Source organism: Mesorhizobium australicum WSM2073 (genome assembly GCF_000230995.2).
GTDB lineage: Bacteria > Pseudomonadota > Alphaproteobacteria > Rhizobiales > Rhizobiaceae > Mesorhizobium > Mesorhizobium australicum.
On the sequence record NC_019973.1, the window covers coordinates 2608863 to 2632473 of the forward strand.

The 23611-nt window shown below is 60.9% G+C and carries 20 protein-coding genes; 8 read left to right on the plus strand and 12 right to left on the minus strand.

The window, feature by feature from the left end; all coding sequences use genetic code 11:
• Window positions 1-14: 14 nt before the first annotated feature.
• The 6 genes from MESAU_RS12505 to MESAU_RS12530 form a co-directional block, all read right to left on the minus strand.
• Entirely contained in the window at window positions 15-1568 is a 1554-nt protein-coding gene (locus tag MESAU_RS12505) for a class I adenylate-forming enzyme family protein (RefSeq protein WP_015316400.1), read from the minus strand.
• Window positions 1565-3586: an asparagine synthase (glutamine-hydrolyzing) gene (gene asnB / locus MESAU_RS12510; protein WP_015316401.1), complete on the minus strand. Its 2022-nt coding sequence runs from the start codon at window positions 3584-3586 to the stop codon at window positions 1565-1567. The genes MESAU_RS12505 and asnB overlap by 4 nt, the downstream gene beginning before the upstream one ends.
• A 3-nt stretch (window positions 3587-3589) precedes the next feature.
• Complete coding sequence (nadE, locus tag MESAU_RS12515; RefSeq protein ID WP_015316402.1) at window positions 3590-4573, minus strand: NAD(+) synthase; 984 nt, start codon at window positions 4571-4573, stop codon at window positions 3590-3592.
• The gene (locus tag MESAU_RS12520; RefSeq protein ID WP_015316403.1) at window positions 4570-7299 is read right to left on the minus strand and encodes a non-ribosomal peptide synthetase; all 2730 of its coding nucleotides are present in this window, start codon (window positions 7297-7299) and stop codon (window positions 4570-4572) included. The genes nadE and MESAU_RS12520 overlap by 4 nt, the downstream gene beginning before the upstream one ends.
• 334 nt (window positions 7300-7633) lie before the next feature.
• Window positions 7634-7777, minus strand: coding sequence for a hypothetical protein (locus MESAU_RS31475; RefSeq protein ID WP_167331116.1), 144 nt, complete (start codon window positions 7775-7777; stop codon window positions 7634-7636).
• 247 nt (window positions 7778-8024) lie between these two features.
• On the minus strand, window positions 8025-11231 hold the full coding sequence (locus MESAU_RS12530) for a GAF domain-containing protein (protein WP_015316405.1): 3207 nt from the start codon (window positions 11229-11231) through the stop codon (window positions 8025-8027).
• 344 nt (window positions 11232-11575) lie between these two features.
• Here MESAU_RS12530 and MESAU_RS12535 point away from each other — a divergent pair, with 344 nt between their 5' ends.
• Together MESAU_RS12535 and MESAU_RS12540 are read left to right on the plus strand one after the other, a co-directional pair.
• Window positions 11576-11818, plus strand: a complete 243-nt coding sequence (locus MESAU_RS12535) for a hypothetical protein (RefSeq protein ID WP_015316406.1) — start codon at window positions 11576-11578, stop codon at window positions 11816-11818.
• 108 nt (window positions 11819-11926) lie between these two features.
• On the plus strand, window positions 11927-12187 hold the full coding sequence (locus MESAU_RS12540) for a hypothetical protein (protein ID WP_015316407.1): 261 nt from the start codon (window positions 11927-11929) through the stop codon (window positions 12185-12187).
• Window positions 12188-12203: 16 nt separating this feature from the next.
• On the opposite strand, the gene xth is transcribed toward MESAU_RS12540, so the two are convergent.
• Window positions 12204-12989, minus strand: coding sequence for an exodeoxyribonuclease III (gene xth, locus MESAU_RS12545; RefSeq protein WP_015316408.1), 786 nt, complete (start codon window positions 12987-12989; stop codon window positions 12204-12206).
• Window positions 12990-13323: 334 nt separating this feature from the next.
• Here xth and MESAU_RS12550 point away from each other — a divergent pair, with 334 nt between their 5' ends.
• From MESAU_RS12550 to MESAU_RS12565, 4 genes are all read left to right on the plus strand, one after another.
• Window positions 13324-14250 (plus strand): NAD(P)/FAD-dependent oxidoreductase, encoded by a 927-nt coding sequence (locus MESAU_RS12550; RefSeq protein ID WP_015316409.1) that lies wholly within the window; start codon window positions 13324-13326, stop codon window positions 14248-14250.
• 110 nt (window positions 14251-14360) lie between these two features.
• Window positions 14361-15386 (plus strand): alpha/beta fold hydrolase, encoded by a 1026-nt coding sequence (locus MESAU_RS12555; RefSeq protein WP_015316410.1) that lies wholly within the window; start codon window positions 14361-14363, stop codon window positions 15384-15386.
• Window positions 15387-15429: 43 nt separating this feature from the next.
• Window positions 15430-15960, plus strand: coding sequence for a DUF1003 domain-containing protein (locus tag MESAU_RS12560; protein WP_041163348.1), 531 nt, complete (start codon window positions 15430-15432; stop codon window positions 15958-15960).
• Window positions 15961-16250: 290 nt separating this feature from the next.
• Window positions 16251-16643, plus strand: a complete 393-nt coding sequence (locus tag MESAU_RS12565; protein ID WP_015316412.1) for a response regulator — start codon at window positions 16251-16253, stop codon at window positions 16641-16643.
• Between the two features lie 339 nt (window positions 16644-16982).
• Here the strand turns inward: MESAU_RS12565 and MESAU_RS31120 are convergent, their stop codons facing one another.
• The 4 genes from MESAU_RS31120 to MESAU_RS12585 form a co-directional block, all read right to left on the minus strand.
• A complete protein-coding gene (locus MESAU_RS31120; protein ID WP_157163632.1) occupies window positions 16983-17159 on the minus strand; it encodes a hypothetical protein in 177 nt (58 codons plus the stop codon).
• A gap of 172 nt (window positions 17160-17331) precedes the next feature.
• Window positions 17332-17925, minus strand: a complete 594-nt coding sequence (locus tag MESAU_RS12575) for a sigma factor-like helix-turn-helix DNA-binding protein (protein ID WP_015316414.1) — start codon at window positions 17923-17925, stop codon at window positions 17332-17334.
• A 377-nt stretch (window positions 17926-18302) separates the two neighbouring features.
• Window positions 18303-18539 (minus strand): DUF6894 family protein, encoded by a 237-nt coding sequence (locus MESAU_RS12580; protein ID WP_015316415.1) that lies wholly within the window; start codon window positions 18537-18539, stop codon window positions 18303-18305.
• Window positions 18540-18558: 19 nt separating this feature from the next.
• Window positions 18559-19293, minus strand: coding sequence for a Crp/Fnr family transcriptional regulator (locus tag MESAU_RS12585; RefSeq protein ID WP_015316416.1), 735 nt, complete (start codon window positions 19291-19293; stop codon window positions 18559-18561).
• 73 nt (window positions 19294-19366) lie between these two features.
• On the opposite strand from MESAU_RS12585, the gene MESAU_RS31650 reads away from it, so the two are divergent.
• Together MESAU_RS31650 and MESAU_RS12595 are read left to right on the plus strand one after the other, a co-directional pair.
• Window positions 19367-19783 (plus strand): hypothetical protein, encoded by a 417-nt coding sequence (locus tag MESAU_RS31650; RefSeq protein ID WP_041163349.1) that lies wholly within the window; start codon window positions 19367-19369, stop codon window positions 19781-19783.
• Window positions 19784-20028: 245 nt separating this feature from the next.
• On the plus strand, window positions 20029-23370 hold the full coding sequence (locus MESAU_RS12595) for a DEAD/DEAH box helicase (RefSeq protein WP_015316418.1): 3342 nt from the start codon (window positions 20029-20031) through the stop codon (window positions 23368-23370).
• Here MESAU_RS12595 and MESAU_RS31130 read toward each other — a convergent pair.
• Complete coding sequence (locus MESAU_RS31130; protein WP_015316419.1) at window positions 23299-23529, minus strand: hypothetical protein; 231 nt, start codon at window positions 23527-23529, stop codon at window positions 23299-23301. The genes MESAU_RS12595 and MESAU_RS31130 overlap by 72 nt on opposite strands.
• Window positions 23530-23611 lie beyond the last annotated feature (82 nt).

Consider the following 23611-nt stretch of genomic DNA (forward strand, 5'->3'; position numbering starts at 1 on the left):
GCTTCTGAAACAATCTACGACAGGGCCGCTTTCTTGAGTTTTCCGGTATCGGTCATCGGCAGGCTGGGCACGATGACGATGGTCTTTGGCACCATGAAATTCTCCAGCCGTTTCCGGCACTCCATCAGGAGCTGCCTTTCGCCGACAATTCTTCCCTGCTCGATGACGACGAATGCTTTGACCGCTTGCCCGAGGAGGTCGTCGGGAACACCGATGACCGCGGCTTCCTTCACCCCAGGGACGTCCATCAGCACGCTTTCCACCTCTTTGGGAGCGACCTTTTCGCCTCGTGATTTTATGATCTCGTCACCACGGCCGACGAAGTACAAATAGCCTTCAGCGTCCATCCGGCAGTAGTCGCCCGTGTAGAGGACCTGCTCGCCCGGCAGCGGCCCCGGCTTCAGCTTCCTTGCCGTGGCCTCTGGCTTGCCCCAATAGCCTTTCATCACCGTTGCGCCGCGGACTACAAGTTGGCCAACGACGCCCGGACCGACCCGCCTGCCACTCTCGTCGACGATCCACACTTCTGTGTTGGGAATGGCAATGCCTACGCTGAGGGGCTTTCGCCCGAGATCGTCGGGCGGCAGATAGCTGCAGCGTTTGCATTCGGTGAGGCCGTACATGGAATAGATGCGTGCGCCCGAAAACAGCTCCCTGAGCATGGCAATCTGCTTGAGCGGCAGGGCGGCCGCGGTATTGGTGACATAGCGGATGCTCGCGAAATCGTTGCTCTTCAGCGATCTGAGCTCCGCAAGCGCCGCGAAGATCGTGGGCACGCCCGGAAAGCCTGTGATCTGCTCGTCCTTGATCACCTGAAGGATCTGCGCCGGAAAAGCGAAGGAGCGTTCGAGGACGAGCCGTGCGCCGGTGCGAAAGGCCATGATCATTTGATAGAGCCCGTAGTCGAAGGCGAGGGGCAGGACGTTGAGGATCACCTCATCTTCACGCAGTTCCAGGTAGGAGGCGATCGATGTGCACGCGGCAGTCATGTTGCCGTGCGTCAACATGACCCCCTTGGGTTCGCCGGTGGATCCGGAGGTGTAGACGATGGCCGCGAGATCGATGTCGATCGATTTGCGCGGCGGCGCAACAGAAGGTCTGTCGACGATCGTGTCCCAGCGAACGGCGTGCGGCAATCGGTTGAACTCGGCCTCGTTGATCGTCCCAGAGACAATCACCGCCCGCAGCGAGTGACAGTCGCGCGACGGTTGGCAGAATATCGAGTGTAGATGGCTGTCCGTGATCAGCGCCGCTGGCAGGCAATCGTTGAGCAGGTAATGAAGCTTCTCGCTTTTCGTAAGCGGGTTGACGATGCAGACCACGGCGTTCGCCTTGAGCACCGCCCAGAAGCTGACGACGGTTTCGACCGTATTGTCGGCGAAGATCATGACGCGGTCGCCACGCTCGACGCCCGCCGCGGCCAGGAAATGCGCGATCCTGTCGGAGCGCTCATCGATCTCCGCATAGGTGACACGTTGCTTGCCGGCCACCAACGCGATCTTGCCGCCAAGCCGGACGGCGGAATGGATGAGGTAGTCCTGCAGGAGTGGTACGGCGCCGTGGATCATGCCAGGACCCTTTCCCGCTGTTCGTGATCAACGTCGATCCTGAGCTCGGCTTTGTCCGCTCCGCCCGGGCGGCTCGCGATGAACTGCTGATGCAGAAGCTGGGTCGACAGCACGCCGACCAGTGCCATGTTGTCGGAGTTGGAGAGATCGCCGCCGCCGGCCCTGGACCGGCACTTTCCAAGCAGGAAAGCCACCGATTTCGGATCGAAGACGTTTGCCGCGCGCAATGCCGTGTCCGACAGTGCTTCGCGAATGTAATCTGGTGCATCATGACCAACGAAACTAAGCGCATTTGGCGCCCTGTAGGGCTGCTTCGTGCGGGCAACGACTTGCGGTGGGACGATCGGCTGCGCCACTCGCTTGAGCACGTGCTTTTCGTCGAGGATGCGCAACTTGTAAGCATCCGGAAGCGAATTCGCGAGCGCCACGACATCGTCGTCGAGATAGGGGAAGCGTCCCTCGACCGAGTGTGCCATCAGCATCCTGTCGCCCTGCGAGGAGAGCAGGTAGCCCGACATCAGCGTTCGGATTTCGAGATACTGGTCCTGGGCAAGGAAGCTCCATCGCGAAAATTCGGCGGGGAGAGGGGCGAGCAGTTCGGAGACCGCATTGCGGTGCTGCGAGGCGCCGCGCATGTCGGGGCAGAATAGGCGCTTGATGGCGCTCGTGGTGCGCCAGCGCGTGTCATGTGCAAAGCCGGGCCTGTCGCAGGCATGAAGATCGAGCCCGAAGAACTGTCGCGCCATGGCCTGTTGGTGCACCGGTGAGCGCGACAGATAGGGGTAGAGACGCTCGAGCAGTCGCGCACGCCGGCTCGAAGCAGGTTGACGCCCCCAGAAGCGGCGAACCTTGCCTTCGCGGAAAAGGTCGTAGCCGGCGAACATCTCGTCGGCGCCTTCCCCTGTCAGCACAACCTTGATGCCGCGCTCGCGGACCAACTTGGATAGAAGGAAGAGCGGTGCCGGGGCCGTCCTCAGGATTGGCCGCTCGGCGTGGTAGACGACCTCGGGAAAAACCGCTGCAATGTCGCGGCGGGAAATCACCACCTCGTGGTGCTCGCTCGCGGTGGCGGCGGCGACCAGGCGCTGGAAATAGGTCTCGTCGTATTCCTCGTCGGCAAAACGCAAGGAGAATGTCTGGAAGCGCTCCCCCGCGAAACGTCTCCCAAGCGCCGCGACAAGCGAGCTGTCGAGCCCACCGGACAAATAGCAGCCCACCGGCACGTCGGCCTGCACCATCCGCAGCGCCGTCGCGGCTTCGAGCGCACCGCGGACCGCCTCGACGGCATCGTCGCACGAGCCGCTGAACCATTCAGGGTCGGAAGCGGAAATTCGCGGATAATGCGGCTCCCAGAAGGCCGTCTCCCGTGCCACGCCACCTTCATAGAGCCGGATATGTCCAGGCTGCAGTTCCTTGACGCCTTCGAAGACGCTCTGCGGCGGGATCACCGTCCAGAATGTGAATGTCTGATCGATTCCTGCCGGATCAAAGGCGCGAGGAATCGCTGTTTCCGCAGCGAAAATGGCTTTGACTTCGCTTGCAAAGAAGACGCAGCCGCCGTGCTCGCAATAATACAGCGGGCAGATGCCGTAGCGGTCACGCGACAGGATCAGGCGGCCGGCAGCAGAGTCCCATATCGCGACTGCCCATTGACCATTCATCCGTTCAAAGGCGGCCTGGCCCCAGGCCTGGTAAGCGTGGAGCACGACTTCCGTGTCGCTATGCGTGCGGAAGCGGTGACCAAGCGCGATCAACTTGTCGCGCAATTCGACGTAGTTGAAGATTTCACCGTTGAAGACGATCCATGTCAGGCCGCTCACGTCGGCGAGTGGCTGCTGGCCGTGCAGCAGGTCGACCACGGACAGGCGGGCATGCGCCAAACCCGCACGTCGGTCGCGGTACAGCCCCCGCTCGTCGGGTCCGCGGTGTGCGAGCGCGCCCACCATACGCAACAGCGCTTCCCGCGAAGGAGGTGGGGCAGTGGCGCTCAGCGCGACAATTCCGGCGATCCCGCACATCCGTCAGTCCACCGTCATTGGCACCGAAGGCAAAGGCTGGGCGTGCAGATAGCGCGCCGCTCGACGCTTGGCTTCGATATCCTTGAAGACCTTCTGAACCTCGTCTGGTGACAACCCGGCAACATCAGCGACCTCATCGGCGCAGATGCCATGGTTCACGCCGTAGAGGCATAGGTCCGTCTGATGATAGGGCAGGGCGAAGTAGAACTCCTCCTGGCTCTGCGCCATGGAGAAGGTGTCGGTCGTCGGCGGCCTGCGCCGGATCTCCCCGTCCACACCGAGATATTCCGCCAGTTGATAGACCTGCGTCTTGTAGAGGTGGACGATCGGCATCAGGTCAGCGATTCCGTCGCCTTGCTTGACGAAAAAACCCTGATCATATTCGAGCCGGTTAGGCGTGCCCGCCACCGCATAGCCGAGACGGTCCGCGTGATAGTACTCAGTCATCTTGCGAATGCGCTGCTTGTAATTGGTCGCGGCCACTATCTGCAGATAGGCCGCTCCTGACAGGCGCACGGTATCGATCTTCCCCTGGGGGTCCTGAACGGTGAGACGGGTGATATTGAGGCCTTTGCTCTCCAGCACCGAGGTCAGCACCAGCTTGCATTTCCACCCTTCGCCGTAGTCCGGAACAACGGTGCGAATGGCCTCTATCTGCCGGCTATAGGCACCGATGGCGTCGAGCGCCGGCGCAATGTCCTCGGCGATGGTGTCGATGCCCAGCTGACCGGCGATAACGCGCCCCAGCCTCAGCGAGTCCCCGGACGAGTCACGCTCCGGCATGAAGATCCCGAGTACCCTGTCCTTGCCGAAGGCAGCCACGCACAACGACGCGACCACCGAACTGTCGATGCCGCCTGAGAGCCCGACCACCACTCCGCGCCGGCGGAGCGTGACCAATACCTGCTCGCGCACGGATGCTACGATGCGGTCGACCTCCGCGGCCGCATCCAGTGCCAGAACATCCTTGCCGAACCGCGAAGTCACGCGAAGCTGCCTTTCATGGTTGAAGACTCGGCCGGCGAATAAGTGCGAGCGACCGCCTCCTCGATCAGCGGACGATTGACGCCGATGTGAGGCTCGACGACCAGATCAATGTGGTTGCCGGCAATCGGGATGACCTGCAGGTCCGCGAACACCCGATCCCATCCGATCGCAAGAGGCATTCCCGGTCGCGCGCAACGGAACAGCGTTCCGGTGATCGGGAGCACCGTTCTTGGCTGCTCCAACCAACGGAAGAAGGCCTGCGCACGCAAGACTTCCTGCAGCTCCAGCTTGATGCGGAAGCTGGTTGCGTTGAATTGTCCTCGGGAAAAGTGGTCGATGGCTTGGGCAAGACGAGCTTCCTGGCCGACCTTGACCGTGAGCTTCGCCAAAACACGGCAAGCCATTCGATAGGGTGACATGCGGTTGGATCGGACCCGGCGCAAGGTGCGGGTGATTGTCTCCCAGGGACGGCTCCGCTCGCCAGCCAGGCTGGTGTCGAGGATACCGACAAACTTCACGGACCTTCCCTCCTTCAGCAGGCGCACGGCAACTTCGAATGCGACGGCTCCGCCGAGCGAGTGGCCGAGTAGCCTTACATGGCCCGACGGCTGGATGCGGTTGATCTGTTCAAGCGCGGCGTCCACCATGGCGGCAAGATCGTTCTGGCCGCTGAGAATGGTCGCGAGGCTGGGATATCTTATCGGACGGACCGTTGCGACTTTGCCCATGGCTGAGGCGAAGGCTGCAAGACTAGGCCCATAGCCCACGGAGCCGGGAAACAGAAAGAGAAAAGGCCGATCATGCTCCAGCACATGATCGGGCGCATTGCCGGCTTGTGCGGACGCGACCGCGCTGACCATCGCTTCGGCGCTCATCCCGACGGTAAATGCCTCAAGATCCAGTTCCTGGCCGATTTCGTTCTCGATCTCCATGACGCAGTGGAGCAGCTTCAGCGAGTCCCCTCCCGCTTCATCCCATCGCCCGACGGCTGCCCGCGTGTTGAGGACCCTGGTCCAGGCATTCTGCACTGCTTGATGGGCCTTGAGATCGCTGCCTGAAATCGGTGGATCGGCAACTTGGGTAGGCTTCTTGGCCAGAAGATCCATTTTCCCGAGTTTCGCCACATCTATTTTTCCGCCCGCCAGGCGCGGAATGTCCTCTACCCTGTGGAGCCGAAGCGGCCGCAGTGGCGGCGGTAGCGTCTTTGCAAGCAGCTGGCGAAGGTCGTCGGCGAAGGCCGGACCGGCGGAATTCCTGGGGATCGCGAAAGCGACCAGTTCGTTGGCCTCGGTCACGATCGTCACCGCATCCTCGACTGACGAGGCGGAGCGCAGGATCCTCTCGACTTCGGCCGGCTCGATGCGCCGACCGTTGATCTTTATCTGCCGCCCCTTGCGGCCGACGATCCTCAGCAGGCCCCGATTGTCCAATTGGACGAGATCGCCGGTCGCGAATATCCGTTGACTTGGATCATCGGGATCCGCCTCGGCAGGGATGACGGTGCCGTTTTCCCAGTGGCCGAGCAAGACGTAGGGGCTCTTGATGACGAGTTCCCCGCTTCCGCCCCGCGGTACGCTGTCACCGTCCTCGTTGACGATCGCAAAAGCTATTCCTGGCAAGAGCCGGCCGACCGGCACGGACGTTTGGTTCTTTGGTTGAACGCGAGGCAGAAACCATTGTGACCCGGTCGTCTCGGTTGACGAGTAGCCGATCTGTACGAGGCAATGAGCAGGAATCGCCTTTCGCAAAAGGGCAATGTCGGTCCAAAGCACTTTCTCGCCGCCGACGCGGACCACCCTGAGCGACCCGAAGGCATCGGCGGGGGCATTGGCCATGAGGGCGCGAAGCAGCGCGGGCACGAGGTAAGTAAGCGTCGCGCCAACCTGCTGCATTCGCTCGCGAACCGCACGCAGGCCGATCGCTTCCACGTCGACCATATGCAAAGTGGCGCCGCACAGGACCGAAGTCAGGATTTCTCGACATCCGGCTATGGTGGCGGGCCCGGTCAAGGGGAGGAAGACATCGTCGGAATTGATGTGACACGCATCGGCATATTGGTGCACCCGCCAGAGCAGGCTGCGCTGGCTGTTGACTATGCCCTTTGGAGATCCGGTGCTGCCAGACGTGTAAAGAACCATCGCCGGTGCATCGACGGATACGGCAGGCAATTGCGTCGATGACAGCGGCGCCGTCGACTCGGGGCTGGCAGTCACATCGATCCACCGGATGTCCTCGGGTAAACCCGCATGCCGGTGTCCAACGCCAAGAATGGCGCGGAGCCGCGCGACGCCGACAATCTCGTTGACACGGGCGATTGGGTCCCGGGCGTTGAGGGGAACCGAAATCCTTCCCGCCGCCATGCTCGCCAGGACAGCAACGATGTACCAGACGGAGTTTGGTTGATAAATTCCGATCGGCTGCCCCACGGGAACGACGGCAGCGATCCGGCGGGACAGGACTTCGACGGCAGTTGCAAGCTCGAAGTACGACAGTTGATTCACGCCGTCATGCACAGCGGCTTTTTCGGAATATTGGGCCGTGGCTTTCTTGAGCTGATCGGCAATCCCGACATCTGCAAATGCCGGGCCCAACTTCTGATGAAGGCGCAGCGCCGGGCCACCTTGATCCAGGGCGTAGGCCGGGACGTCTATCCATCTGCGGGAGGGCCGAGAATCCTGGTGATGGTCCTGATCCGCTGCTGGTGCATTCAAATACGCCGGGAGCATGGCTTGCCTGGGTTTACGGTTGATACCCGGTTATGAGCTTGCAAGAGGGGGAATTCATCGATCATTCTGATGATGAACAAGGCACGGAAAGAGATTAGGCGTCGGGTTTCCTTGCCACGGGCGCAGCGTTGGAACCGATCCGCTGTTGATCTGTTGTTTACCCAGCGTGGAGATGTCCCCTCAACTCCTAGCCGATCGCCCGCTGCACTCCCCCGAGGCAGTGGGCTTTCTTTTTCAATTGGAAATCGCGGGCTCTCGAACAAGCCTGTCAGGCGAGATGAGCCGCTGCTGTAAATAGGATTTAGCGTCTTCCCGAGAGACCTGGAGGCTTCCGTCAGGTGCTGTCCTTGTATGACTTCGCCGCCTCATCGATCTTGCGCCAATCGTTGCCGTGGCGACGTACCAGCTCCCTTGCCTGAGCGGGCGACAGGTCATGCGTTTCGACGACATGCCGGACCTCCGCGTCCTCGCCCTTCAAGGGACGTGTACGACGCCTCTTGGTCGGTTGATCCCCCATTTCTCCATCTCGCCTTGACACGATCGTTTCCTCCGGTGTCGCAAACAAGCTGCGAGTAGGGAAAAGGTTTCACTGTTGGGTGCACGAAGCCCCAATAGCCTCTGCGGTACGGCAGTTGTCTTGCCGAAGGCATCAATTCCGCCCAAGCGCGGCGTCCCGTAAAGTAACTGAAGCGGAGAGGGATTGGTGTGCCTCGGACAGTGACCATTCACTTGCGATCCAGCACCTTACGGATCTTCTCTGCCAATTCGTCAATCGTGTAGGGCTTGGTTAAAAGCTCCGTTCCAAAATCAAGTGTGCCGTTGTGGACAATCGCGTTTCGTGTGTAGCCGGTGGTGTAGAGCACTTTTAGCGACGGGTGCATGCTCTTGACCTGATCCACCAGTTCCCGGCCGGACATCTCCGGCATGACGACGTCAGTGAACAGAAGCGACGGCACTTGCCCGCTTGCGACGGCCGCCAGCGCGTCCCGCGGCCCTTGCATTTCCAACACGGAATAGCCCAGTTCCCGCAGCGCCTCCGCAGCCATCAGCCGGACGCGATCTTCATCCTCGACAACCATGATGATCTCGTCCTCACTGCCGGGGTGCTCGCCCGCCACGGACTCGGCCGGGCTGTCGACCACGTCGCCGTGCGAGCGCGGCAGATAGATTTTCAAAGTGGTTCCGATACCCTGCTCGGAATAGATCTTGACGCTGCCGCCGGACTGGCGAACAAATCCATAAACCTGGCTGAGCCCCAGCCCGGTGCCTTTGCCAACCCCCTTTGTGGTGAAGAACGGATCGAAGGCTCTGGCCAACACGTCAGCGGTCATGCCGGTTCCGGTGTCCGTGACAGCTATCATCACATACTGGCCGGAGGGTATTGCGTTTTCTCTCGCATACCGGTCGTCGACATGGGCATTGGATGTCTCGATGGTCAGCCTTCCACCAGCGGGCATGGCATCCCGCGCGTTGACGCAAAGGTTGAGCAACGCGCTTTCCAGCTGCCCTGCGTCGACTTCCACATGCCAAAGTCCCGCGGCGAGCACGGTCTCGATTTGGATTGTCTCCCCAAGCGTCCGGCTCAGCAATTCACTCATATCCGAGACGAGGCGATTTGGATTCAGGCGCTTGGGCGCCAGAGGTTGCTGGCGAGAGAAGGCAAGCAGCCGCTTGGTAAGTTCTGCAGCACGTTGGGCTCCATCGATCGCGCCGGTCACGAACTGGTGGACGTTGGTATCGCCGTTTCTGAGCTTGCGCTGCACAAGGTTCAGTCCGCCGATGATGACAGCCAGCATATTGTTGAAGTCGTGCGCGATGCCACCGGTAAGCTGTCCGACAGCTTCCATCTTCTGGGCCTGCCGCAGGTGCTCTTCTGCTCTGGTGCGTTCGGCGACTTCGTCCATGACACGTTGTTCAAGGGTGCCATTGAGCGTCTGCAGCGCCTTGAACAGTCGAGAATTGTCGATTGCCGTCGCGGCATGGCCCGCAAGCCCCAGCAAGGCCTTCTCTTGCTGTTCGGCGAAGACGCCGATCTCTGCATGACCAAAGAAGAGGCCGCCCAGCACCTCTCCCGAACGCGAGACGACCGGTACCGCAAGATAGGAACGCACTGGCAGATGGCCCTCCGGCATTCCCTTGCGGGGCCAGTTCTTGCCGTAGCGGGGGTCGGCGAGGATGTCGTCGGAGCGCACCACGCTTCTCCCGCGGAAAGTGGGGTCGAACACCGCCGTGTTGCGAGGCATTGGAAATTTTTCGAACGCGGAGCGAGGTGCGCCCGACAGGGCGTAGAGCATGTAGCTGTCGCCCTTGTCGTCGATCACATTGTAGAAGAAAGCTCCGAATTGTGCGCCCGACAGCGCTACGCCGGCATCAGTTACCGTTTGAACAATCCGCTCCACGTCGAGCTCGGCCGCTACCGCGGCAGCGGTGACGTTCATCATCTGAAGCTGATGCTCCACCCGCTTTCGCGCGGTGATATCCATGACGGTACCAATGAAGCGGACCGCGCGCCCTGACTGGAAAAGCGACTCGCCCGCTGCCGCAATCCAGCGTTCCTTGCCGTCGTGCAAGCCGACCGTCCGATATTCGATGTCGTAGCGGGAAGACGTGCCCGGCGCGAGCGCCTGGCGTACGGCCTCGTCGGCGCGGGCCCGATCTTCTGGATGAATACCCGCCAGGAACGCGCTTTCATATGTTACCTCCGCGTCTGGCGGGAGGCCGAAAAGGGCTTTGCACCGGTCATCCCACCGCAGCGCCTTGGTGACGGGATCGTAGTCCCAGGTCCCGATAGCGGCTGCGTCCGTGGCAAGCCGGAGGCGCTCCTCACTGGCCCGGGCCGCCTGTTCCGAGCGAACGCGCTCGATGTGAGCCCAGGACCGCTCCGTCACCTCCGTCAGCAAGGACAGTTCGCGCTGTGACCAGACGCGGGGCTGCTTGTCGTGAATGGCCATCAGGGCGGTCAGCCGGCCCTGTTTTACCAAGGGCATGCAGATGGTTGCCGTTATGCCGATGTCCTGAAAGGTCTTTGCCTCCTCGGGCGCGATTTCCTCGAGGTTGTTGTTGATGATGAGCGGCCGATTGGCGCTGAGATTGGTGACCGCCAGGCGACCAAAATCGGTAAGACTGTAATACCCTCTGATGCTGGGCGAGCCGGGTGCGCTCCAGTCGCCACGGATGGTGAAATGGTCCCGGTCCTGCTCCATGTCGGCGTAGGCGCAAATCGAGACGGCAAGATGTTCGCCCAACAGACGAGTGGTGATCGCCATGACGGCGTCGGCGTCGGCCGCGAGGGCAATCTCCCTTCCAAGACGGTCGAGAAAAGCCAGGCGTTCGGCGTTCTCACGCAGCGCTCGCTCAGCGCGAAGCCGCTCTATGGCGGTACGCGTCCGGTCCGCCACTTCCGAAATAAGGGCGACCTCCTCCTTGGCCCAGCGTCTGGGCGCGGAGTGGTTCAGGTATAGCAGCGCCACCAAACCGCCATGCTCGGTAACCGGCATGTTGATGACGGATTGGGCGCTGATGGCTTTGAGAGCCTCTGCATGGTCCCTTGTTCGCGGGTCTGTCTCGGCATTTTCGAAGACAACGGTGTCGCCCCGCTTCAAGTCCTCGATATACGAGCCGTAGTTCCTGAAATTCAGGGTCCCAGCCAGGCTTTTGATGCCTGGCGCGTTCCAATCCCTCTCGATCGTGATGGTTTCTTTCTCAAGATCGATCGTGCCGTATCCGGCTCGGCTGACATCGAAATGTCTCCCTACCAGTTCCGCGGCTGCGTGGGCCAGTTCGGCAGGATCAGTAATCTCGCGTATCCGGTCGCCCAGCGCCGCCAACAGCTCGAAGCGTTGCAGTTCAGATTGACGATCGCCTGAAGTGACCCCCATATCGCCCCCGTTTTGCCCGGACTGAATAATGCGGTTGACGGCCAAGAGTTCCATTGCGGCCCGCACGCTTCTTTGACGGGCAGGCCGGCGGTTCGCGCGAACACCTTGAGTGACACACGACGAGACGCGGCTTGAACGGCAAGAAACATCTACGATGTCCCTTTGGTCGCCTTGAACTTTAGAACACTCGCGGCTCCAACGGTCGTGCGGCTTCCATTGGGCGTGGCGCTAGCCGCGTCGCTATACGCAATTGGATCTTTTGTGCGCGAACTTGCCTCGGTCCATCATAGGTTAGCGACACGTCGTGCGCTGTGCCGCATAAGCGAGAGGTCAGCGGGCATGTAACGGGCTCCGCTGCTTGGGAGACCATCGCACTCTCGCTCGTTTGGAGACGCTTGATGCTTGACCGACCCATTCGCACGGATACCCTCTACCCGAATGACCTGGACACGCTTCGCGCGGTCTTCGACGCGATGTGCCAGGAGTTTGCCATTTTGCCGGACACCGCGGCGGCTCACTCCATCGCGAGAGAGCTGATCAGGCTGTTCCAGACCGGGATCACGGAATCGGCCATGCTGATGATTGCCGTGCGCGCGCGTTGGCAGGACGACTGGCAAACGGAAGCCAGCAACGCTGCCTGACCTCCGGTTCAGGCACGCACAATCGGTGCATCCTTTTCGAAACGGTGGCGTTGACCGTCACCCTGCCAGCAATGGCCGATCCGTTATCACCACCGACAGGAGGGATCGATGCCGAAATTTCGCTTCGAGTTTATCGAAGGCATGTCCCAGCCTGCAATCTTCGCCGACATGGCTGATCGGGATGAGGCCATCAAAGAGGCGAAGCGCGGAATTATCGATGGCGCGGACCCGACCAGCTGGGTGACGAAAGTCTACGACGAGGCGGGTTATCTCGTCGTCACACTTGGATTCCAGGATCTGGTCGCCGCCCCCGAGGATTCGCAACGATTAAGAGAGGCGGACGAACCTGGCGTCATGCGGTCTGGCTGAAGCCCGATGTCTCGGTTCACCGGGGCCAGTCGAGTTCGATCCAGGCTGGCGCGTGATCGCTTGGCTTGTCCCATCCCCGTACCGTCTCATCCACGCCCGCTCCGGCCAGCCTGTTCGTGAGCGAGGGGCTCACGAGAAGATGGTCCATGCGAAGGCCGGAACTGCGGTCGTAACCGCCCCGATAGGAAAAATTCCAGTAGGTATAGACGCCTCTCTCGGGACGGATCAGCCTGACGGCGTCGGTCCAGCCATCGGCAAGCAGGTCGGCGTAAGCCTGTCGGCTCTCCGGGAAGTAGACGGCGTCGCCCAGCCATCGTGCCGGAACCGCGGCGTCGATCGGCGCCGGCACCACGTTGTAGTCGCCGCAAAGCAGGCTGGCGGGCGCGTCCTTGATCAGGAGCCGTCCGTAGTCGATCAGCCGCTCGAACCAGCGGAGCTTATAGTCGAACTTCGGACCAGGCGCCGGGTTGCCGTTGGGCAGGTATAGGCAACCAACGACGAGACCGTCGATCTCCGCCTCGATGTAACGGCTATGCGTGTCATCGGCGTCACCGGGCAACCCGCGCCGACGCTCATGCGGCTGCTTGCCCCGAGCGAGAATGGCTACGCCGTTGTACGACTTCTGTCCGTGCCATATCGCCCCGTAGCCGGCGTTGCTGATGGCATCGGCAGGAAACTTTTCGTCCGATGTTTTCAATTCCTGGAGACAGATGATGTCGTGGTGCGTCTCACCCAGCCATTTGAGTAGAACCGGCAATCGACCGTTGACGCCGTTTACGTTAAAGGTAGCGACCCGGATCATCTGAAGCCTTGAGGCATCCATTCATAAAACGGCGCTCCCCGTTTGAGCGAGTTCGGCAGCGCCCTTTGTCGGCGGCCTCAGCTCTTCACTCATATCATTCATGGCCTGCGAGCCGCCCGACGTCGTTTGAGGACGAGGTCAACGGTTGTGTTTCGCAGGTGCTCACCTTGTCCGTCAGGATTAACCCCGAAGCGGTAAGAAGGTTTCGACGCCGAGCAGGACCGGTGTGACAACGAGATCGAAGCTCTCTGGCTGCGGCTGAAGCCGGCCGGGCTTATGCGGTCTCTCCGCGTGTCGTGCTGGAACATCGAACGAACCAGATAGTTCGCCGCTGATGAAGCAAACCTGCGGTGAAAGCCATGCCGGTCACCCGCTCGCCGACGCTGAAGATGTGCTGATCGTCGGAGGCGGGCCAGCGGGACTGACCGCAGCCCAATATCTCGCCCGTTTTCGCCATCGCGTGCTGGTGGTCGATGCCGGCCAGCCCCGTGCCGCTCTGATCCCGAAGAGCCATAATTGTCCGGGCTTTCCCGAAGGGATAAGTGGCCCCGACCTTCTCGATCGGCTTGGCCGCCACGCGAGCTTGTACGGAGCAACCTTGATGCGGGGGCAGGTGTTTTCGCTGGCCGCTGGCGAGGGAGGCTTTGATGCTGAGACCTCGATCGGCGCAATCCGCGCGCGTAAGGTTTTCCTGTCGACCGGGATTGTCGACACGACACCCGAATTGCCCCGCTTGGCGGAGGCAATCGCGGCCGGTGTCGTTCGGCTTTGTCCGGTGTGCGACGGATATGAGGTGATCGACCGGAAGATAGCGGTCGTGGGGCAGGGTGACAGAGCCTTGCACGAGGCCATTTTCCTCAGCCGATTCACACCACACGTAACGATGCTGGGGACCCATGCATCGGACTTTTCAACCAGCACGCGTCGCGCGGCGGGCGAAAGAGGGATAGTCATCCGTCACACTCTCGACAGGCTCAGCCCGGCTGCTGACGGTTGTGCGGCGATTTTGCAGGATGGAGCGACCTGCCGCTTCGATGCAGTCTACGCGGCCTTGGGATGCAAGGTGCGCTCGCACCTCGCCCTGGCCGTCGGCGCGAGATGTTGCGCGGAGGGCTACGTCACGGTCGATGAGCACCAGCAGACTTCCGTCGCCGGCATGTACGCCATCGGCGACGTTGTGAAAGCGCTGAATCAGATTGCGGTCGCGTTTGGACAAGCTGCCATCGCCGCGTCCCATGCCCATAGAGAGCTTACCGCCTAGGCCGTTTGAGCCGGCTACAAAGCGTCGTCTTTGTCCAGCGGAACAAGCCGCCACTCCGAAGGTTTGGGCAGGCAGGGCACCGGGCAGGGCAGTTGCTGGCAGGCATGGGCATGGCGTTCGACAGGGATGGACCGAAGCTATCGACCGTGCTGCTCATCGCTGCATTGTCGGCACTTGCCGGGTACAATCACACCCGCGCCAAACGTGCGCTTGTTGGCCGGGCGCACGGCCATGTCATGGAGGTTGACGGTCTTCGCCTGCATTTTATCGAAGCCGGCACCGGCATGCCGCTCATTCTGCTGCATGGAAACGGATCCATGGCACAGGATTTCAAGTCGAGCGGCATCTTCGATCAGGCGGCAAAAACCTATCGGGTACTCGCATTTGATCGGCCGGGCTTCGGGCGAAGCACGCGGTCGCGCGGCCGGCGGTGGTCTGCCCGCGACCAAGCCGATCTCATACATGCCGCCGCCGGCAGGCTGGGTATCGAGAACTACATCGTGCTTGGACATTCGTGGGGCGCTTGGGTAGCCCTCGAATTGGCGCGCAGGCATTCTCGTTCGGTTGCCGGCGTCGTGCTGGTCTCCGGCTATTACTATCCGCCGCCGCGGCTTGATCTTGCGCTGGCCGCCCTCCCGGCTCTGCCATTCGTCGGCACCGCGTTTCGCCACACCTTGCTGCCGGTGCTTGTGAGGCTTGCCTGGCCTTGGACGATGCAGAAGATCTTCCACCCAGCGGATGTCGCTGCCGACTTCGCCGTTCTCGCAAAAGATATCGCCAGCCGCCCTTCCCAACTGCGGGCGGTGTGTTCGGAATCGGCATCGATGCTGGCGGCGGCCCTGCTGACGAAGGCCAGCTACACGGACATTGGTGTCCCGACAGGCATCCTGGCGGGTTCTGGAGACCGGCTGTTCGACGCCGAGGGGGAGGCACGACGCCTGCATGCGGAGGTCGGTGGGTCCCTCCTCGACGTCGTTGAGGGCGCCGGCCATATGGTTCATCAGAGCGCCCCGGGGGCGGTGATCGCCATGGTGGACACGATTGCAGGACGGCACTCCTCGTCTGAAGAGACCGGCGGCCATGAGCCCGCGAGTTCAGGCGGTGCAGCCTCGCCGGACGTGCCAGGCGGGCGATGAGCAACGCTCGGATGACATTGGCCGCCAAACCGGGCTTTCAAAGATGAACGATCAGCATCCCGCCGACATGCAGTCGGTCCTTCAGCAGAACATACAGGCTCTGGTCGACCACAGGCGACAACAGGAGGAGCACCAAGGCGTTCAGGTGCGAATTGCCGGCATCATTTCGCGCTTCGCGGGAAGCATGCCTTTTGTCTATTTGCATCTCGCAATTCTGATCGCCTGGATCCTTGCGAACCTTGGCCTGATACCGGCCGTCCCAGCCTGGGACCCAACTTTTGTGATCCTGGCCATGGTGGCTTCGGTCGAGGCGATCTTCCTGTCCACCTTCGTGCTGATCAACCAAAACAGAATGGCCGAACACAGCGAGCGCCGAGCGGAGCTGGATCTGCAGATCAGCCTTCTCAACGAGCACGAAACCACGAGGCTCATCGAAATGGTGGCTGCTTTGACGGAGCGCCTCAATGTCTCCACACCGGCCGATCAGGAGCTGCCGCAACTGGCCGAGAATGTCGATCCCCGGCAGGTGATGACGGAAATCCAGCAAGCTTCTGGAGATCAGGAGAAATCTTGAGCAAAAACGAAATGCCCCGCATTGGAGGCGGGCTGCCGCGGAGGCTAATCGAATAAGAGCCTACATCCAGAGGAACATTCGCTGCACTTCAAGGTTCGGTCGCGGGCCTACAATCCTCCCTTGTCTTGGCCTTCGAGGCTGTCGAAGCAGCTTCAGCCCGTCTCGGCTTTCCGAGGCGGGCTTCTCATGACTCCGCCGCGAGGTCGCGGTGACAACAGGCCGATGCGTGTCATATGGAACCAAGTTGACGCCGAGATCGTAGTAGCGGTGGCGACTTGGGGATATCCCGGATGAGCGATGGCGTTGTTCTGATCGTCGAAGATGAGACGATGATACTGCTCGACCTCGAGTCAGCTTTGGAAGAGGCTGGCTTTCAGGTCGTCGGCGTTCGAAATGCTGCCGAGGCGCTGGCGGCCTTCGACCCCGATCCCACCAGGTTCAAGGCCGTGCTCACCGACATCCGTTTGGGGCCGGGACAATCCGGGTGGGAGATCGCCCGGCATTTGCGTAGGTCCAACTCGACCATCCCAGTTGTCTATATGAGCGGCGACAGCGCGGTACACTGGGGAGCGGAAGGAGTGCCCAACAGCATTATGATCACCAAGCCCTTCTTTCTGCCGCAAATCATAACCGCCGTTTCGCAGCTTTTAAACGCTCGGCAAGCCCCAGAAACTCACATCTAGCGCTGATAAGCTTTTTCTCCTTCCACGAAAATCCATGGAACATTCTGTCCCGACCAGCGTTAGGGCGCGCCGGAGAATCCTTATTGTAGGTTTCTTGCAGTGCATGGGCGGGATGAAATGCATAGGGATGCCTATACCCCATCGGAACTTGCCGTACTGAGCCGTGTCCTTGCACGCAGCAATCTCAAGAACGAGACTGAAGCCGAGAGAGAACGGCGCGCATCGCGCATCCTTGCTTACTACCAAGCCGGGATCACGGACGAGAACGAGCTTGAACAGCTGTCCCGGCAGCCGCTGGGAAGATGACGACTGAGCGTCCGTGTCTCGGCAAGCATGCACTTATTCGTCGAGCTTTCGGTCGAGTTCGTCGAGCAATGACCGATGCTCGCGCGGCATGTCAGCGTCTGTCGGTAAGTCCAGCAACTGGCGAAGCTGGCGACGGCTGGCGTCCGATGCAATCCACTGACGTATGAGACGGGCTATGGCCTTCTGTTGCGCCTTGCCGATTTCTTCCATGTTGGGAACCCGAGCTTGTCCGAGGGTCGAACTCGGCGGATCCCCTCATGGTTCCCTGTCATGGATAACAAACCGGCGGTTGAGCTATAGGCTATCTCAGGGCAAGTGGTGCGTGGCTGCCTGACAGGCATTCCGAATTTTTGCGTTGAACACTGCCGCGCTTTGCTCACCATCAATTCGATATTTCAGGCGTGGCTTCCGCCGGGACACCCGACAGGACAGCCATTCTTGTCCTCGCATCCTGTATCCGGCCCTTGATGGTGGCTGTGTCGCAATCGCAGATGTCGGCGGCGTCTTCATAGGACAGTCCGAGCATGCAAACCAGAACGATGGCCTGCCGCTCCGGATCCGCCAGGAGGTCAATGGCACGCGCCACCCTGGGGCCGGCTTCCATCTGTTCCTGTGTGTCCGTGGCAAAAGGTTCTGACAGGCAGCTCGCCGGTCCTCGAGGCTGGGGGGCTGTGCCTTCAAGCCTGGCCAATGAAGCCCTACGCATGGTGGCGAAGATCCAGGGCTTTACCCGGCTTCCGTCAAGACCATCGAGATCTGCAATCCCTTTGACCAGTGTTTCTCGGACAAGATTGTCAGCTTCGTCGATGCTGCCGCTGAGCGAACGTGCGAATGCCCGCAATGCGGGAACAAGGTCGACCAGGTTCGTCTGTTCGCCAGAACCTGGCAAGGACGATCCGCCAGGGTCGGTAGCGGGCTGTGTCTGCTCCGCAAGCGCCGGATCGGACTCGTTGAGCTTGCGACGGTGGTCAGCCATCACACCGATCCTCCAGGGACATGGGACCTGGTTCGTGTCGGTCTGATCTGGTGGGGTGAAGGGTCCAAGAAGCGACAATTGTCATGTTTTGCTCCAGGCTGATACTCGGGCCCGTCATCAGCAGGGTCCTGCGTGCGAGCAAGGGTGCATTGTCCCCCGGCACGCACAGACCCAATTAATCCGGTCGCCGACTAGGCGCACTTACATAGATTAAAGCGCCCACCCGCTTGCATCGATGGATCCACTCCATGACCGAGCCCTGAGTCATCCTATGGCTCGCGGCCCTTCGAGAGTTCTCGCTCGATGCAGTCCGATGGCCATGTTGAAGCTGGTTGGGTGGGGGGCTGATCCGATAATGGCGCGAAAATCGGCCGAATTCATCTCATCAATTTGATCTGAAGCGAGAGGCTTAGCCGCAGAACCTTGTCGCCATTTTCATCACGCACCTCGACAAACAATTTCTGGCCGTCGACGCTTTTCAATGCGTCTCTCGTAAGATCGATAAGGCCCTCGAATCCGACTCGGCGCACCTCTTCTAGGCCAGCGCATTCGACACCTATCTCATCCTGCAAGACCAAATCGCGATCGCCGGTGTCAAAGAAAAATCGTGCCATGGGAGAGCTTCCGTCACCACTAATCTGCCGGGTTCTTTTGATGCAGGTAAGTCGTGTCGAAATCCCCTGCGTGAGTGAGGCCGGGCCAGTCGATTGCATGCATTCTCGACCCCGTGGTGGCGATCAGGCCTTCACGTCGTAGTTCCTGAAGCATTCGGTTGACGTGGACCGTCGACAAACCCAATGCGTCGCCAAGTGCGGCTTGGGTTATGGGAATATCCGCAATGTGATCCTGAATGCGTCCCACCGCCCGCAAGCGAAATATGAGTTCGCACAAAATGTGAGCCATGCGGGTGTAAGCCTCACGTCTTCCAACGTTGGTGACCCACTCCCTGTACATCGCGGCGTCGATCAGCGTCGACCGCCAGAAAGCGGTGGCGATGCGAGGGTGCTGGTCACAGATGCTGCGTAGAACATCGTGTCGCATGAAGCCCACTCGGGCCGGCGTCATGGTCGAGAAATTACAATCCATGACCGACAGATGCAGCCCGTGCAGATCGGGAATGTCCCCGGCCACGAAGAAAGACGTGATCTGTCGCTTTCCTTCGCTTGTGTATTTGGTGGACCCGACCAAACCATCCAGGACGACAAACGAGTAAACAGGATGGTCACCCTCACGCACCAGGTCGTGGTTGGCCGAAAAATCTTTCTCCTGAATCGGTATGCTTTTCAAAACCGCGATTTCGGCTTCTCGAATGTCCGAGATGGTCTGAAGCTTGCGGATAAGTACATCCGAGGACGAAGAGGGGGACAAAATGGCTACCTAGCTGATGTTGCCCACCGAACTTTTATCCCAGCCAAAAGTTCCGGATGGCGGTGAAATCCGAATGAGCAGAACCTGGTTTGCCAAAGGCGCGATCAAAACCGCAGCCCACGGAACAAACGCACCCACGGCTTTGTACGTTTTCATACCTAACGCCGCTCCGCCGGAACGTAGGGTAGGCATTCGCGGTTACGTCGGACTCTTCGGGGAGTTCGCCATGGATGAGCCTAAGACAGCTTTCATTGATCGCCTGATCAAGGAAACCAGCGTCAGCGAAAAAGACGCCCGCGAACTGATAGCCCTGCTAGGGCTCAATTGGTCGTCCTTGGTCCGGGAAGCGAAGCTCCTGAAGCCACAGGCCCACGGTGCCTCTTATATGAGCGTGGACGGCGGCGGCGTCTCTGATTTCCAAACGAATTCTAACCAGGTCTCCGAGCAAGGCGGCCATTCTAGCCCGCTGGTCGGAAAGGCTGACACGTAGCGCCCGCGTCATTACGAGCTCGTTCAAAGTTGTGGAGATTCTGGAAGCATGGCCGGCTAAACGGCCATCGTCGGCGGCGGTGACCGTTTCCAACAGAAGCGGCTCATCGAGAGCCGCATCGTTGGCGCGTTGCTCCATAGAACGCAAGACCGCGCGCGCTGCCAACTGCCTGCAACACTTTAATCCGCGCCTCAGGAACGGAGTGGTCCCACTGACGTTCTCGACGGTGGCAAGGTGAGACCTCAGTGAATAGACCCATTTCGCGGACGGAAATCATCGAAGAAATGGATCACCCGTCGAATGACAGGGACCTCGCGAGAGATCAGGGCGCCTCGCCTTCCGCCGCAATCGCGGCGGCGCTGGCCGACTCCCTTGAGAGCGGTCCAAACAAGCATATTGTCCATATAGCCGCCTCGGAACGCAGTGCCGAAGAGACCGCTGCGGCTTTGCGTCAGTTTCTGCCGAGCGCGGACGTCATCTTCCTGCCGTCCTGGGATTGCCTGCCTTACGACAGGGTATGGCCGACACGCGCCAATATGGGGCGGAGGCTTCGCGCTCTGCGTGAGATCGCGAGCGAGCCAAAACGTCCGCGCATCGTGGTTCTGTCGATCGAGACTACTCTCCAGCGGGTGCCGCCCGCACCAGTCATTGCTGGCGGTTTTACAATTCTGGAACTCGGACAAGAGTTCGACCCGGATGGTTTCCGAACGAGAGCAGAGGCGATTGGATACGGTGTCGACGAAAGGGTCGACGAACCGGGCGAGATAGCCTTTCGGGGCGACCTCATGGACATATTCCCTGCTGGCGCCGATCACCCGGTTCGCGTCGTCATCGGTACAGATAGCTGCATCCGGGAACTCAAGACCTATGACCCCATCAGCCAGCTTAGCGAACAGTCGCGCGAGTCGGTCACGGTTGGGCCAGCATCCGAGCTGATTTTCGCAACGGGGGATCATCCTGAGTTGGCAGCGATGCGCGCGACGTCGATGGAAGAACGCCTCGTCGCGTTGTACGGCAGCATGCCGTCGGTCTTCGATGTGGCATCCGGCGCCTGTGTCTCCATCGCGGAAGCTCTCGAAGGCGCGCCGCTCGACCGCTTCCTGGGCCTGATCGAAGATGCTCGTGGTGCGAGGCAGGAGGTTGCCGCGCCCGCCAAACCCTTGCCGGAACAGTTTTACCTGTCGCGTCAAGAATGGGACGTCGCGGTCCGTAAACGCCACGGCACGAGTCTCGCCGTTTCTGCCGCGCGAGTTCCCAAATTCTTCCAGCAGGCGCGATCCGGGCATCGGTTCGCCGAATTTGCGGAAAGGCAGACAAGGTCGGGTGTCACCGTGGCATTCGCGGGCGAGGCCTCCGAACTGCAGCGAGCCGATCGTCTGCTCGATCGGAAGCTTGGTCGGCGAATGGGGGAAGTGGCGGACTGGCCGCGGATCCGTTCGGCCCCAAGGGGCTCTCTTCTCAAGGCCGAGATCGTTCTCGACGAAGGCTTTGTCGACGAGCAATCTGGCATCGCGGTGGTGGCCGCGGCCGACCTGTTTGGCCACGCCTTGAAAGCAAACGGCAGCGCGGCCACCAGCATGCTCGAACCCGAGTTGCGCATTGGCGACGTCGTCGTCCATGAGGACCATGGCCTGGCCACGCTGGTGGCGGTCGAACAGGTCGAGTTGGCCGGTCAGCAGCAGGATGTCGTCAGGCTGGAATATCAGGACGGAGCTTCCTTGCTGGTCCCGGTCGATGAGTTTGGGCGGATATGGCGCTACGGCTCGGAACCCGCTGCAGTGCCGCTCGATCGCTTGAACAGCGATGGGTGGCTCAACCGACGCAAGGCGGCGCTGCGCGATATCGACAGGCTGGCCAAGCGCTTGAGGGACCTTGCCAATGCCAGGTCCAGCCAGCCTGCCGCGATCATAAAACCCTCTCGCGCCGACCTTGCCCGGTTCGCGGCGCGGTTTCCCTATACCGAGACTCCCGACCAGGCTGCCGCCATCCGCGACGTGCTCGGCGACCTGTCGTCGGGGAGAACAATGAATCGCCTTGTCTGCGGCGACGTCGGCTTCGGCAAGACAGAGGTGGCCCTGCGGGCTTGCGCCGCCGCGGCCCTCTGCGGGAAGCAGGTGGCGGTGATAGCGCCGACAACGGTGTTGGCACGTCAGCACTACGAGACGTTCAGCAGAAGATTTGCGGGAACCGGCCTCGACGTCGCCCACCTCTCGAGAATGGTCGGAGCGGCGGAGGCGAGAGCGGTGAAGGAGCGGCTGCGGAGCGGTCAGGTCGCGGTGGTTGTGGGTACCCAGGCCCTGGCGGCCAAGAGCGTCAGCTTCGCCAATCTCGGACTGCTGGTGATCGACGAGGAGCACCGGTTCGGCGTCAAGTTGAAGCAGGCGCTGCGGAACATGGCGCCCTGCCTTCATACGCTGAGCATGAGCGCCACGCCGATACCGCGGACGCTGCAATCGGCGATGTCAGGCGTCCAGGAGGCCAGCGTCCTCAACTCTCCGCCCGCCAAAAGACGTCCCGTTCGCACCATCCTGGCGCCCTTCGATCCAGCTTCGGCAAGAGCCGCCCTTTTGCGCGAGTTTCGTCGGGGCGGACAGAGCTTCCTGGTGGTTCCGCGCATCGAAGACATCGATCCGGTTCGCCTGCAGCTAAACAGACTGGTGCCGGAACTCGCGGTCAAGACGGCGCACGGCGAAATGAAAGGGAGACAACTGGACGACATCATGGTCGGGTTCGCTAACGGTGACGGCGACGTCCTGTTGAGCACCGACATCATCGAGAGCGGCCTCGACGTGCCGCGGGCCAACACCATACTGATCTGGCGAGCGGACAGGTTCGGTCTGGCACAGCTGCACCAGCTTCGCGGCCGGGTCGGAAGGGGGGCGGTGCAGGCTATTGCTCTTCTTCTGACCGAGCCTGGCATCGAACTGGCCGAAGGCACAAGAGCCCGACTTTCGACCATGATTGCGCTCGATCGGCTTGGCTCCGGCCTTGCGATCAGCCAAAGGGACCTCGACCTGCGCGGGGCAGGAGACCTTTTCGGCGAAGATCAAGCCGGACACATGAAGCTGATCGGAGCAGGCCTTTACCAACATTTTCTGCAGCGGGCGGTCTCGCTGGCTGCGGGAGGGGCCGATACCGACAAGCAGCTTGCCGACATCAACGGCGCCGGAAAAGGGGCCTTTCCCGAAAGTTACGTCAACGAGCCGACGGTGCGCGTCAGCCTCTATGCGAGGCTGTCTCGTTTAGCTGCCGAGACGGACCTCGATGCATTCGGCGAAGAGCTTGAGGACCGCTTTGGAGACATGCCCGGCGAAGTGGCGGATTTACTGGAACTGACCAGGTTGCGCATAGCCGCGGCGGACCTGGGCATCAGCAAAGTCGATGTGGGACCAGAAGGGATCGCGATTACCTTCCGCAAGAAGCCCGTGGCATCAAAATGGCGCTTTAAAAACGCACAGGGCTTCGAGTTCCGCAACGGCCGGCTGATTTTCAGGCCCCCGATCCAGTCTCGCGGCTCAGGTATCGATGCCGTCCGCTCGGTGCTCGGTGCCTTGCGTGCAGCCCGGCCGGCGCGGCGCCGCCCATGATGGGTTCGCTCGGATCACCGGTTCCAGATCGTGGGGAAAGTCCGGCGCTTCGATGGGCAGTTCGTCAGCCGGCGTTCTTTCCCTTTGAGTCACGGCCGGAAGCATTTCGGCGACCTCGATGAGGATATCCTTGACGAAGTGATTGATCTGGGCGTCCATCTACCGCGAGCCTGTTGTCCGATGGCGTCCGAACTTGCTGCCCGAACCAAAGTTCCCGCCTGAGACGCGTGACGAGGCGAGC